The following is a 13006-nucleotide window of genomic DNA, read 5'->3' on the forward strand; positions in this document are numbered from 1 at the left end:
TATGAGTGATGTACTTCCTAGAATTTATACCCATATCACGGTAATTCAAAATAAAGAAATTTTAGCTTTATGATTTCACTGTATCCGTTCAGAGCAATATACTCTCACTGAAAAACTACAAGTCCACGTTTACGATAATGACTTCCTCACCGCAATAAAGGGCAATGATTCCCTTGGTGGTTCATCAGCTCCCCCATCAATTCATGATTACATCTCTCATTTGGTGGGTATTCACGAGGCTCAGAGACCCCGCACATTTAAGTACGACATTACCTTTTAAAACCTTTATTATCCTTGCCTTAAAAGGCGAGGCTTTCCTCAAATTGTAGCGAGGTATTTTCTAGTTAGTGTTTCACTCATAAATTATAAGACAAAAGGTAAATTAAGCTGAAAGTAAAAAATATGATATGACTAGGCATTTAATCTTAGGAAATGGTTCTTTGACTATTTTGTACGATAACACTTTTACTCCTAGAGAGTTCTATTGGCCATTAACTATAGCCGATAATTTAGAGAGGTTAAGATTTGGTGTTTGGATAGATGGTGATTTTAAGTGGATAGAATCTCTTAGTCCGAAAATAGATTACGTTGACGATACTTTAGCAGTTTATTCTTCCTTTTCTCATAATGGCGTAGATTTTCATCTGGAAGACGCAGTGGATATGGCTTATGATATTTGGATAAGGAAGGTTTCTTTAAGTAACCCTGATAATAAAGACGTTAGGATTTGTGTATCAGTGGATTTTCATGTTGGAGGGTCTCCAGATGGAGATACTGCATTGTTCGACCCTTATAGCGAAGCAATGATTCAATATAAGGGCTCTAGATGGTTTTTGTTATCATCATCGATTCCATTTTATCAATATGCTACTGGAATAAAGGAATATAAGGGTTATTTAGGTACGTGGAAAGACTGTGAAGATGGTGAACTGTCTGGAAATCCAATAGCCCAAGGTTCAGTTGACTTTTCAGTGAACTTCAAGGCATTTAACGACTTCTATATATGGATAGTAGCTGGTAAAAACTATACTGAAGCGAGAGCATTGAACGATTACGTTAAGAAGAGATCACCTCAAGTATTGTTAAAGAGAATTAAGGATTATTGGAAGGGCTGGTTAAGTAAGGTAGAAGATTATGGTGAGTATAACTCATTTTTAAGGAGAAGCCTATTAATATTGCAAACTCATTTTCAAAATAATGGAGCTATAGTAGCTTCTTTAGATACTGATATATTACGATTTAATAGAGATACTTACAATTACGTTTGGCATAGAGACGCAGCTTTTTCCATTATGGCTCTGGAATTAATGGGATATTTTGATAAGCCTAGAAGATTTTTCGAGTTTAGTAAAAACCTAGTAACAGTAAGCGGTGCATTATTTCAAAAATATACTGTAGATGGTCACTTTGGTTCTACGTGGCATCCTTGGACTCTAGAATACTTACCTATTCAAGAGGATGAGACAGCATTATTCATCTACACTTTATGGTATCATTTTATTAGGTGGAAGGATGTGGACTTTATAAAACCTTATTATAGGCCTATCATTAAAGGATTTGCCAACTTCCTAGTTAGTTATAGGTATAAGGAAATTAATTTACCATTGCCATCGTTTGACTTATGGGAGGAGAGAGATGGTATCCATTTTTATACTACTGTTACCGTAATAGCTGGTTTAAAGGCTTCTGCATATTTCGCTAGATTCTTCGGTGAAGAAGATCTAGCATCTAAGTACGAGAATGTAGCTGAACAAATGCAAAGAGCTTTAGATCTTTTTTGGGTAGGAGATCATTTCGCGAGGACACTATATATAAAAAATGGAAACGTTTACAATATAGATCGCACAGTTGACTCAAGTACGTTATTAGCTACAGTATTTGACGTAATTCCAGTAGAGGACGTAAGGTTTATGAAAAACTTAAACACTGTTGAGGAAACTCTGAATATTAATGGAGGTATAGCTAGGTATGAAAATGATTCCTATTTAAAAGAAGGTAAGAGACCAAACATTTGGTTTATATCGACTTTATGGTTATCCCAGGTTTACTCGTTAATGGGAGAAAAGGATAAGGCCAAGGAGAAGTTAGATTGGGTTATAAGAAACTCTTTACAGACTGGTGTGATACCAGAACAAATATCTGAGAGTGGCAACTATCCGTCTGTAGCGCCTTTAGCGTGGAGTCATGCTGAGTTAGTTAGGGCATTGTATGCATTAAAATATGGAAAGTTAAATCCATAATTGTAATTTAAAATATTTTCCTTTTTCACTATTAAATAGGTTTACATGATACCAAAAGATTTTTAAGAGTTATATGAAACCTTCTAATTATGCAAAGCAGTAGTGAAAATGGCATAAAATTACCAGACGGCAGAACGGTAAGTGTTCTAGATGTAATAGGATTCATTTATGGATTAACAAACAGAGATATAGAGATTCTCAGCATGATACTGAACTCTAATACCCCCCTATCGATGGAGGATATTTCGCAAAGATTAGGGATAACTAAATCTGTCGTAAATAAATCTATACTAAACTTAGAGAAGAAAGGTCTAATAATTAAGGAGAAAACCGAAATGCCAAAGAAAGGGAGAAGGACTTATCTGTATAAGGCTGACCCACAATATCTCAGCAAGAAAATAATCAATGACATAGATCAATTGACTAATGTAATGAAGTCTAAGATAATAATAGTAACTGGATTAAAGATAGAAAAATAATTTAAAAAGAAATAAAGTCAAAATAAAAAACTAGAAGTCTATTGTTTTATCGTTAATACTCCGTTTATCTTCTCTCTTAGCTGTTCCATCTGCTTCCTCATATCATTGAACTTCCTTATATCATCTAACAACTCCTCTCCTTTTTTGGTCAACAGATACAATTTACCTTCTTGTCTTATAATCTCTAGGTCAATTAAGGTCTTTATGTATCTTCCAGTTAAAGCATAGCTTAAGTTAGCTCCATACATAATTCTTGTCTTTGGAGCTCCAGATTTGCATGCCTCAAGAATAGCTTGTATTATTTCCAATTTGCTTCTTTTCTTAGCCATTAAGATGTTCTATACTTTCTAGCTTATAAACTTTTGCCTTAATCTCTAGCATATACTATTCTTTTTCTTCTATCCACATCTTTAATTTTCTCCCTAGCAGGAATATCAAACTATATAGGTTTAACTTACGATTCAACACTATAATGAAAAGAATAGACATAGTGAGCGTCAAAGGTGGAGTAGGAAAGTCATTTATAGCTTATTTCCTAACGAGAAGTCTAAGTGAATCTAAGAAAGTACTCTTATTAGATAAGGACTTAACGTCAACGATAAGTAAGATATATCATATAAGGGGAAGCTTGCTATCCTATTTAACCTCTAACTCGTCTCAAGAGTATTATAAGACCTTAGGAAATTTAACCGTACTAAATTTTGGTTGTAATCACAATGTTAAAAGCGTTGAACCTACTAAGATAGCTGAAATATACAATGTATTTGATGAAAACGATATAATAATCGTGGATAATCCTCCAGTAGTATCCGATTTTTGCTTTGAGAAAGAAATGGAATCCTACTACATTCATAATTCAATAACAAAGAAAACTGATTATAACTTCATAACCGTATTACCATCCCATCAGATTCTATTGGATGAAAGTGTAGCATTTTTGAAAATATTTCTTGAAAATTATTTAGTGGAATTTAGTGCCTCACACGAAATTAATGATATTAAAACTAACGTCTTGTCTGCAGTAGTAAATATGTATGATAGGAGGTCTAAAATCAACTTAAGTAAGGTTTATTACTTAACTGATAAAATCGTTAAATTACCATTCATCGAAGAGGCAATATTTAGTACTTTCGACAGAGTAAAAAAGCCTAAGGAGATAGATCAGCTTACAAGTTATATCCTATTAAGCTTAGAAGAAATGTGATTTATACTTAACAAGGTTAAATTCATTATCAGATTGTAATTAAGTAATTCATCATAATGCTAGTTCAACTTTTGTAAGGTTTGGTCTCTCATCATTAAAATAACGAGACAGTCCAAGTAATATCTAAAATAACGTTTATCTATAAGAAATAAAAGGTTGATGAGGCAAAGGTTACGTAATATCTAAAATAAAAACTCGTCCCTACTCTCACATATACCTTTCTGTGGAGGTATGTCTTGTAAAATTTTTATATAATGGTTTTTAATTACGCTAGAATACTATATTTAACTAGTAATTGTTTATGATATTATATAAGTTTATATCTTAATCCTCAAATCTTATGAACTTTTAGTTACGATAATAATAAAATTATATTTAAAATAAAATCTGAAATTAAGTACAGATAATACTTAATGTAGTATTAGTTTAAAGACTCTATATTGAGCAACAAAAGAAAGTAATATATATAAGTTATAGATGACTAATTATATGAAGAGGGATGGTCAATCCAAAATATATAGGAGTGGGTATATTGTTAGTAATTCCATTTATAGCATATTTTGCAATACCCACGTATAATAAAGCACAACCTGAGCTTGGGGGCCTACCGTTCTTCTATTGGTACCAAACATTATGGCTCGCTATATCGACTTTACTTTTCTCGATAGCTGCTCTAATATTAGCCAAAAGGTGAGATAAGGTGCTAGGTCTGGCCGGTATCATAACATTTGTCGTGCTTTTTGTTGTATTCGCCTTTTTAGGATTTTATGGGGCAGCTTGGAGAAAAGGCAATTTAGATTTACTTCACGAGTGGGGATTGGCGGGTAGAAAGCTAGGAACTATCCTAGTTTGGTTCCTAATGGGAGCTGACCTCTATACTGCATATACGTTCATTGCTGTTCCATCTGGGCTGTATGCTAAAGGAGCACTGTACTTTTTCGCCGTTCCATACGTATCACTTACGTTCGCCATAGCTTTACTAACAATGCCTAGATTATGGGTGGTATCAAGAAATAGAGGTTATGTTACTGCCGCTGATTTCGTTAAAGATAGGTTCAATAGTAGATTGTTAGCTGCTTTAATTGCCATTACTGGGGTAGTAGCTGAATTACCATACATAGCATTACAAATAGTTGGTATGAAGGCTGTCTTAGAGATGATGCTATTAGGTATTGGTAACCTAGCATTAGTTTCTGAAATATCGCTTATTGTAGCATTCATAATTCTCGCTGCATTCACTTTCACCAGCGGGCTGAGAGGTGCTGCACTTACTGGAGTTTTTAAAGACATACTAATCTGGATTACGGTCATCTCTATAATTGTGATTGTTCCATTACAGTACGGAGGATTTACCCATGCATTTAGCGTTATGAATGCAAAACAACTTGCATTATACAGTAAATTATCAGCTCCTTTGATTCCCGCTTACTGGAGTTTGTTCTTAGGGAGTGCACTAGCATTATATTTATACCCTCATGCCATAAACGGTTCATTGAGTTCCGACGACAAGAATAAGCTTATGTATAGTACTGCACTATTGCCAATATACGGAATAGGTTTAGCCATTATTGCACTATTTGGCGTATTAGTTTATGCTGTTCCCAACGCTTTAAATATAATACTTACTACTAAGAATGGAGCCTTAACTGTTCCCGCTTTAATAGTATCAACTATGCCAGATTGGGCTGCGGGTATAATGCTAGCGGGAATTTTCGTAGGTGGTTTGGTCCCAGCCGCGATTATGGCTATTGCTTCAGCTAATCTATTAGTAAGGAATATAGTAAAAGAAGTAAAGACGAACCTTACGCCTAAAGGAGAGACTAACTTAGCTAAATGGTTAAGCGCAGTATTGAAGTTTATTGCATTAGCTTTCGTATTCTTGGTACCAGAGACATATGCCATAAATTTACAATTATTGGGAGGTATAATTATTGCTCAGACCCTGCCGGCAGTATTCTTAGGATTGTATACTGATTGGTTTAATTCTTGGGCTTTAACCGCAGGATGGGCTGTAGGAATTGTGAGTGGAAGTTATATGTTTGCAACCTTCGGATTACCTAGGGCAACTTCGGTTTATCCTACTCCATTTGGGCTATTATATATCGCAGTAATATCACTCGCATTTAACCTAGTAGTATCGGTTATAGGTACATTGATAGCTAGGGCGATTGGTTATAAGACTAAAGGCAATATAGCTACTGAGGAGTTAAGAGGTTAATTTTTTTAATTAATATTCTTTTTCCCATTATATTCAATAAATATTATTTTTTAGATATAGAAATAAATTATAAAATATGGTATATAATGTAGTCATGAAGATTAAAGCTTAGTAAAATCCAATATCTGAATAAGTTATTTGAGATTTATTTTTTATGCCAATATAACGTAGCACATCAGCTATCTTCTTATTAGAGGACTTAAATAGCATGATAAAAGAACGGCAAACCTCGCCTTTTAAGGCGTAAAGGAGACCAGAAAGATCTATGTAGACGATTTTAGTTCTATGCTTTCTAATTTATTATTCTATCCAATCCTACGGTATTATAAGTATTTTCATCTTATAAATTTCAATTACGAGAGTATCCATGATGTTATGGCTGTAATAAACTTATACTGTTTTCCGAGTCTCTTGATCGCCCCTCAAATTAGAGTCAATGAGAAAATCCTCTTCATGAGGAGAAAGTCAGAAGATTGTAGTACGTTAGATGAGAGAGTTTAAATAAGTTTAGAACTAGTATGAGATCATGCCATCGTTCGGAATTGGCATAGATATAGTATTAAGTGAGATAAAGGAGGAGATCAAAAGGAGATTAGGTAAAGAAGTTGAAAACGTAGTTGTGACATTTGTTACGTATTTGCCTCCACAAGTTTTGGCTTATGTCAAACACAATGATTATACTATATATGTTAATTACCAACAATATATGAACGCTAAGAGAAATGGATATGAATATGAATATCTGTACGTTATTTTGCTTCACGAGTACCTTCACTTAATAGGTATAGCTGATGAAAGAGAAGTTAGGAGGATAGACTTAGAGGTAATTCAAGATAAATTTGGAGAAAACAGTACAGCCTATAGAATAGCCTTGAACTTAGCTGACCCCAGAGATATTTATTTGAAGGAGTCTCAAAAAATAGGAGGAAAGCCCAACACTTTTATGTAAATTTATTATTTGTTTCTCACTATTCTACTACTTATCGTTAAATAGACTCCTATGAGTGTTATAATTGAACCTATTATTTGTACAGGTGTTGGAATTACTTTCAATATTAAGAAACTAAGTACATAAGCCATAACTGGTACTAATAGAGCTCCAGAACTGGCATAAATACTCCCTAACTCTTTAACACCATTAAACCAGAAGTAGAAGCCCATAACCTGGGCTAATAGTGCTAAAATTACTAGAAGGATTAATGAAAACAAATTATAATTGAAGTAGTAGTCTATTGGAGTTAACGCCGATAAAAACGGTATGGAGATTAATGTCATAAAAGCATTAAGTTTGATTAGATTTTCATTAGTTAACTTTCTCGAATAATAAATTGTACCTCCCGCCCATGACAATGAGGCTATTATTCCAAATAATAAACCTAAATTAAATGATAATGTAGCTGAAGAAATTACTCCTATAACTCCTAAAATTACTCCTATAATACCCTTGGTACTTATCCTATTTCCTAAAAAATATTCTATTAACAATACGAATACGGGTTGAGTATAGACCATTATCGCTACTAATCCCGGATTAGGGGAGAAGTTTATCCCCAAGTTAAGGAATGATAAAAATATGATAAAGTTTAGAAGTGCGTTTATGAATTGTTTAATCCCAATGGAGATTCCCCTACCTAAAAGATAGAAAAAAATCGAGCCTACTGCAACCCTAGCCACGCTAACTATCATAGGTGAAATTGAAAAAGTTATTATTTTAGTTAAGGGGAATGATAAGCCCCAAACTACTGATAAAGGAAGTATCCATCTTAAGAAAGATACTATGACCCTTTGCATTTTGCCTTCTTACATTCACCTTTGCCAATAAATATTTTCCTAAGCAATTTTAAGGACTACTCTTTCTAATGTAGATAGTGGTGTCCCGCTTAAACTAATTACAGATTCTAAGCATTCTGATATGTCCTCCGCCCTAGAGGAGAAGTTTGTCCTCATTTCATCATTCTAATGCTGTTTTAAAGCTCGAAATATGTGAGGTAAAACCATTTGTGATGGGAAGGAAGTTAAGTATAGTTTATTCGATTTGGAGAACCTCATCTACTGGGAAGTTTTTACGTGTAATCTTTATAAATGAGTATAATAGAAGGAGTTTAAATTCCAGAAATTATACTCGTATTTATGGTTAGTTTCATAGTTAGATTTGAGGAAGATGACGATAAGTGGTATTTGATAAGCGATTCTGGAATAATATCAAGGATCCCGAATAAAGAAAATTTTGACATCTTAATAGTAAGAAATCTGTCCGAAGAGAAGGTAAAAATAGCTATGCGTGAAGGATATAGATTATTTGAATGTAAAGAAAGAAATGGAGAGGAATGCTTGATTAAATTATTAAATGTATTGTTTCCTTACTGTAAAACTTGTAAATTTTCTTGATGTAGATTAAAAAGTAATCGGATAAATTACCTTTATATTGAAAAGTGTTTACTTATAATAACTTTAGTGAGTAGGATTAAACATTACAGTAATATATTTAAACTTGTATTGTTAAGTATAAGTAAGATGCCAGAACAAGTTAAGCTTAAGAAAGCTAATGAATCAGATTGGCAAAAAATATATGAGCTATATAACTCTCTAACTGATGAAGATTTATACTTAAGATTCTTTCACCTTTATAGGATTACTGAAGATGATGCGAAGAAAATAGCTTCTGGAAATGATCACGTTACATATTTAGCTGAAGTTGAAGGAAAAATAGTTGGGGAAGCTACTCTGCATAAGGATGGAGAATTCTCCTTAGTAGTAAATCCCAATTATAGGGGACTAGGAATAGGAACTATATTAGTAGAAAAATTGATCGAAGAAGCAAAAAAACTTAACCTAAGGATAATAAAATTTTACACACTCCCTGAGAACACCCCAATGATAAAAATAGGCAGAAAATTAGGGTTTAAGATGTCTTTTCTAGAGGACGAAGTTTATGGCGAAATGAGACTAAGTGAAAAGGAAGTAGAAGTACTAATGGAATAAAAAAAGTATTAAATATTTAAGGTTTAACTTTAGACAAATCCTTTGATAAAAGAACGGCAAACCTCACCTTTTAAGGCGGGGAAAGGTTTTAAATCCTTAAGTTTACCCTTCTTTAAGGGAGTTAACCTGGTCAACTTCAAGAAGATGAGGAGCAGGAGCTGATTTCTCCCGCAATACTGGAGGGGAGCGTCAACACAGAGTAACTCCCTTAAAGAAGATTAATGAATTATACCTCGGGGAAACCCTCGCCCTTTAGGGTGGAGAGGAGAGGCCAGATTATACTAATCTATAAATATAAGAGGAGCTATGAAGAAGGCTTAATACTGACCTCCTCCCCATCCTAAAGGTTCACCTAGGGCGGTTCACTGGTTTACGGTTTACTGCCTTCATCAGTTCGTGGCTAGTGAGCTTCAACACTTACTTCACTCGTCCAGCAATGGCTGGGTTTTAAACCGGATTACCCCCTATCCCTTTTTCCTCACTCTACCCTTCTCGAGACTTTGGGGGATATGTACTGAGGAGGAAGGACACATTCTTACTACCCCTTATTTGTCTTCCTCCCCAACAATTTTCCTTCACTAAAAGCTTTAACCCCAAGCGAGGCTTGTCATTCGTTTTGTCATGTAATACTTATCCATACTCTATTGGATCTCTTAGTGTTGTCCTTGAAAACTATAGATCTTAGAAGTCAGATATGCTTAATATTATCATTAGTTACAAAAAGTAATATAAGTAGTGTTCTTAGGGTTAAATCATTTTAATGTTATAGTTGGGCTTTTTTATAAAGTTTATAAACATTAGAATCTTTATTTATATCTTTAGTAGGCATACTCTTATTTACCCTAAAATTTATAATTATATATTGATAGATGATGCGAATTAGTTGGATGATAGGAGGTGCGCAAGGAGCAGGTGTCGATACTTCTGCCAATATTTTCGGCAATGCTGTTGCTGCTAATGGTTATTACATTTATGGAAACAGAGAATACTATTCTAATATTAAAGGAAGACACTCTTACTTTAATTTAACGATTAGTGATAAACCGCCTAGAAGTATTGCTCAACAAGTCGAAATACTCGCCAGTTTTGATGCAGAGACTGTCTTTCAGCACTTTACTGAAGTAAAGGATGTTTTAATTTATAATACAGAAGTCGAGAATACTAAAGTAGAACAAGTACAGAGCATGGAAGGGGAAATTGCTGAGAAAGTAATATCATTCTTAAAGGAAAAAGGCTATGGCACGACCGTTAAGGACGTTGTAAGCTACTTGCAAAAGGAGAAGAAGATTAAGGTAATACCGATTAATTATCAAGAGATTTTAAAGAAAGTGGCTGATCAAGCAAAGGTTCAATTGAGTGTAGCTGATAGGGCTAAAAATACTATTGCCATTGCAGCTTCTTATAAACTACTAGGATTAAAAGAAGAGCACTTATACAATTCAATAAGGAGAACGTTTAAACAAGAATTGTTTTCTAAGATAAACTCCCTTGCTTCTCAAATCACAATGTCTGATATACAGCCCGTATATAACTTACAAGAGATCCCCAATAATAAGGAGAAAATAAATATTGATGGGAACACTGCAGTAGCAATAGGTAAGATATATGGAGGACTAAGGTTCCAAACCTATTATCCTATAACACCAGCTAGTGATGAAAGTGTATACATCGAAGCTCATCAAAATGTCTTTACAGTTGATCCCAAGACTGGAGAGAAGAGAAAATCCACAATAGTTGTAGTGCAAACTGAAGATGAATTAGCAGCTATAAATATGGCATCTGGTGCAGCCTTGACTGGAGTTAGGGCAGCCACAGCAACGTCTGGTCCAGGTTTCTCTTTGATGGTTGAAGGAGTTGGATGGGCTGGAATGAACGAAGTTCCAGTAGTAGTAACTTATTATATAAGAGGAGGCCCATCTACTGGTCAACCAACTAGGACTTCTCAAGCAGACTTAATGTTTGCTATGTATGCAGGTCATGGAGAGTTTGGAAAAATAGTAATAGCTTCTGGTGATCATATGGAAGCTTTTCAAGATGCGATATGGGCATTAAACTTAGCTCAGAAATATCAGATGCCGGTAATTCACTTAGTAGACAAGGCATTAGCCAACTCATACTCAATTATTCCTAAGGAATTCCTAGGAATGGAGAATATAAAGATAGAGAAAGGAAAGATTTACATCGCTAAAGGGACGGAAGATGTGAAAAGATTTGAAATAACTGAAGACGGAATATCTCCATTTACTCCATTGGGCTTTGGAAGAGTTCATTATACTGGAGATGAACACGACGAGTACGGATTTATTGCTGAAGCAGGAGAAAACAGAGAAAAAATGTACATAAAGAGAATTAAGAAAATAGACACTGCTGACAAGGAAATACCTGAGGAGGATAGAATTAAAATTTATGGAGATAGTAGCGCAAAGGCCGCTATTATAACCTGGGGTTCTCCAAAAGGTGCTATATTAGATGCGATGGAGGAGTTGGAAGCTGAGGGAATAAAATTGCAAATGATTCAACTAAGGATGTTTAATCCATTCCCCAAGAATCTCATGAAGAAGTTGTTGAGTGGTAAGGATATCATTATAGATGTAGAAAGTAATTATTTCGGACAAGCTGGTATGCTCTTAAAGCTCTTCACAGGGATTGAGCCAACCAATTATATATTAAAGGTAAATGGAAGACCCATAATGAGGGATGAAGTAAAGGAAGGTATAAAAGCAGTTATTCAAAAAGGTGAAAAGAAGGTGTTCCTCCATGGCGGGGCCTAAAGTAGAGTGGAATGACTGGTGCCCTGGGTGCGGTAACTTCGGTATCTTAAGTGCTGAACAACAAGCTTTACAAGAACTAGGGTTAGATCCAAAGAAAGTTGTTATAGTTAGCGGTATTGGATGTTCTGGAAAAATACCTCATTTCATAAGGTTACCAGTAAGCGGAGTTCATACTCTCCACGGTAGAGCATTAACTTTTGCAATAGGTGTAAAATTAGCTAACCCATCATTAGAGGTTATTGTAAATGGTGGAGACGGAGATCAATTAGGAATTGGTGTAGGGCATTTCGTAAGTGCTGGAAGAAGAAATGTGGATATAACTGTAATAGTTCACGATAATGGAGTATATGGACTTACTAAAGGACAAGCTGCACCAACTCTGAAGTTGGGCGTTAAGACTAAGAGTTTACCAAAACCTAACATTAATAGTGACATAAATCCCTTAGCTTTAGCCATTAGTGCAGGTTATACTTTCGTAGCTAGAGGATATGCTTATGATGTAAAACATCTTAAAGAACTAATTAAGAAGGCCATAAAGCATAAGGGATTAGCTATGATCGATGTGTTACAACCATGTCCGACATATAATGACATACATACGAAAGAGTATTATGATAAGAGGGTATACAAGCTAGACGATGATCCAAGCTGGGATCCCGTGGTTAAAAAGCCTGAGGAAATCGAAGAAAAAATGAAAAGGGCTATTACAAGAAGCATGGAATGGGGAGAGAGAATTCCAATAGGAGTGTTCTTCCAGAATGAACTAGTATCAACGTACGAGCAAAGAATAGTTGAAAGATCTCCATCATATTTGGATAATCCTCCTGCAACTGATGCAATTGAGTACGAAGGGAAGCCAACTACACAAATAGACGACATACTAAATGAGAGAAAGGTAGGGTAATTTTTTCCCATAATTAAATTTTTAGTTGGTTATTCTACGTTTTTTTATGGGGATAAGGATTTTAGTATTTAGAATACGTTTCTAATAACTAAATTAAGTTTTTCCTTTATCTTATTATAAATAAATGAAATTCATGTTTTACAATCTTAATTTGAACTAATCAATTAGTACTACTATTTAGTTCGTATTAATTGAATTAATTAATTTC

At 34.5% G+C, this 13006-nt stretch carries 12 protein-coding genes; 10 read left to right on the plus strand and 2 right to left on the minus strand.

Annotated elements, in window-relative coordinates:
• Positions 1-407 precede the first annotated feature (407 nt).
• Positions 408-2240, plus strand: coding sequence for a glycoside hydrolase family 15 protein (locus BFU36_RS11080; RefSeq protein WP_069284086.1), 1833 nt, complete (start codon positions 408-410; stop codon positions 2238-2240).
• Positions 2241-2329: 89 nt separating this feature from the next.
• Positions 2330-2719 (plus strand): MarR family transcriptional regulator, encoded by a 390-nt coding sequence (locus tag BFU36_RS11085; RefSeq protein ID WP_069284087.1) that lies wholly within the window; start codon positions 2330-2332, stop codon positions 2717-2719.
• A 38-nt stretch (positions 2720-2757) separates the two neighbouring features.
• Here BFU36_RS11085 and BFU36_RS11090 read toward each other — a convergent pair whose 3' ends face one another.
• Complete coding sequence (locus BFU36_RS11090; RefSeq protein WP_069284088.1) at positions 2758-3048, minus strand: winged helix-turn-helix domain-containing protein; 291 nt, start codon at positions 3046-3048, stop codon at positions 2758-2760.
• Positions 3049-3191: 143 nt separating this feature from the next.
• On the opposite strand from BFU36_RS11090, the gene BFU36_RS11095 reads away from it, so the two are divergent.
• The 4 genes from BFU36_RS11095 to BFU36_RS11110 all read left to right on the plus strand — a co-directional run bounded on the left by BFU36_RS11095 (position 3192) and on the right by BFU36_RS11110 (position 7090).
• Entirely contained in the window at positions 3192-3923 is a 732-nt protein-coding gene (locus BFU36_RS11095; RefSeq protein WP_069284089.1) for a ParA family protein, read from the plus strand.
• Positions 3924-4422: 499 nt separating this feature from the next.
• On the plus strand, positions 4423-4617 hold the full coding sequence (locus BFU36_RS11100; protein ID WP_069284090.1) for a DUF3311 domain-containing protein: 195 nt from the start codon (positions 4423-4425) through the stop codon (positions 4615-4617).
• A gap of 6 nt (positions 4618-4623) precedes the next feature.
• Entirely contained in the window at positions 4624-6141 is a 1518-nt protein-coding gene (locus BFU36_RS11105) for a sodium:solute symporter (RefSeq protein ID WP_069284091.1), read from the plus strand.
• 526 nt (positions 6142-6667) lie between these two features.
• On the plus strand, positions 6668-7090 hold the full coding sequence (locus BFU36_RS11110; RefSeq protein ID WP_069284092.1) for a hypothetical protein: 423 nt from the start codon (positions 6668-6670) through the stop codon (positions 7088-7090).
• 5 nt (positions 7091-7095) lie between these two features.
• On the opposite strand, the gene BFU36_RS11115 is transcribed toward BFU36_RS11110, so the two are convergent.
• Positions 7096-7932, minus strand: coding sequence for a DMT family transporter (locus BFU36_RS11115; RefSeq protein ID WP_069284093.1), 837 nt, complete (start codon positions 7930-7932; stop codon positions 7096-7098).
• 339 nt (positions 7933-8271) lie between these two features.
• Here BFU36_RS11115 and BFU36_RS11120 point away from each other — a divergent pair, with 339 nt between their 5' ends.
• The 4 genes from BFU36_RS11120 (at position 8272) to BFU36_RS11135 (ending at position 12798) form a co-directional block, all read left to right on the plus strand.
• A complete protein-coding gene (locus BFU36_RS11120; RefSeq protein ID WP_069284094.1) occupies positions 8272-8529 on the plus strand; it encodes a hypothetical protein in 258 nt (85 codons plus the stop codon).
• 126 nt (positions 8530-8655) lie between these two features.
• On the plus strand, positions 8656-9123 hold the full coding sequence (locus BFU36_RS11125; protein ID WP_069284095.1) for a GNAT family N-acetyltransferase: 468 nt from the start codon (positions 8656-8658) through the stop codon (positions 9121-9123).
• Positions 9124-9995: 872 nt separating this feature from the next.
• The gene (locus BFU36_RS11130) at positions 9996-11894 is read left to right on the plus strand and encodes a 2-oxoacid:ferredoxin oxidoreductase subunit alpha (protein WP_069284738.1); all 1899 of its coding nucleotides are present in this window, start codon (positions 9996-9998) and stop codon (positions 11892-11894) included.
• Positions 11881-12798 carry a 2-oxoacid:ferredoxin oxidoreductase subunit beta gene (locus tag BFU36_RS11135; RefSeq protein ID WP_069284096.1) on the plus strand — a complete coding sequence of 306 codons (918 nt, stop codon included), beginning with the start codon at positions 11881-11883 and terminating at the stop codon, positions 12796-12798. The genes BFU36_RS11130 and BFU36_RS11135 overlap by 14 nt, the downstream gene beginning before the upstream one ends.
• Positions 12799-13006: the final 208 nt, after the last annotated feature.

Origin of the sequence: Sulfolobus sp. A20 (assembly GCF_001719125.1) — an archaeon.
In the GTDB taxonomy this organism is placed as follows: domain Archaea; phylum Thermoproteota; class Thermoprotei_A; order Sulfolobales; family Sulfolobaceae; genus Saccharolobus.

Excerpts from the sequence above, each read along its gene's own strand:
- BFU36_RS11115 (WP_069284093.1), bottom strand. The coding sequence starts at position 7,932 with ATGCAAAGGGTCATAGTATCTTTCTTAAGATGGATACTTCCTTTATCA.
- BFU36_RS11120 (WP_069284094.1), top strand. The coding sequence starts at position 8,272 with ATGGTTAGTTTCATAGTTAGATTTGAGGAAGATGACGATAAGTGGTAT.
- BFU36_RS11080 (WP_069284086.1), top strand. The coding sequence starts at position 408 with ATGACTAGGCATTTAATCTTAGGAAATGGTTCTTTGACTATTTTGTAC.
- BFU36_RS11090 (WP_069284088.1), bottom strand. The coding sequence starts at position 3,048 with ATGGCTAAGAAAAGAAGCAAATTGGAAATAATACAAGCTATTCTTGAG.
- BFU36_RS11085 (WP_069284087.1), top strand. The coding sequence starts at position 2,330 with ATGCAAAGCAGTAGTGAAAATGGCATAAAATTACCAGACGGCAGAACG.
- BFU36_RS11135 (WP_069284096.1), top strand. The coding sequence starts at position 11,881 with ATGGCGGGGCCTAAAGTAGAGTGGAATGACTGGTGCCCTGGGTGCGGT.
- BFU36_RS11125 (WP_069284095.1), top strand. The coding sequence starts at position 8,656 with ATGCCAGAACAAGTTAAGCTTAAGAAAGCTAATGAATCAGATTGGCAA.
- BFU36_RS11130 (WP_069284738.1), top strand. The coding sequence starts at position 9,996 with ATGCGAATTAGTTGGATGATAGGAGGTGCGCAAGGAGCAGGTGTCGAT.
- BFU36_RS11095 (WP_069284089.1), top strand. The coding sequence starts at position 3,192 with ATGAAAAGAATAGACATAGTGAGCGTCAAAGGTGGAGTAGGAAAGTCA.
- BFU36_RS11110 (WP_069284092.1), top strand. The coding sequence starts at position 6,668 with ATGCCATCGTTCGGAATTGGCATAGATATAGTATTAAGTGAGATAAAG.
- BFU36_RS11100 (WP_069284090.1), top strand. The coding sequence starts at position 4,423 with ATGGTCAATCCAAAATATATAGGAGTGGGTATATTGTTAGTAATTCCA.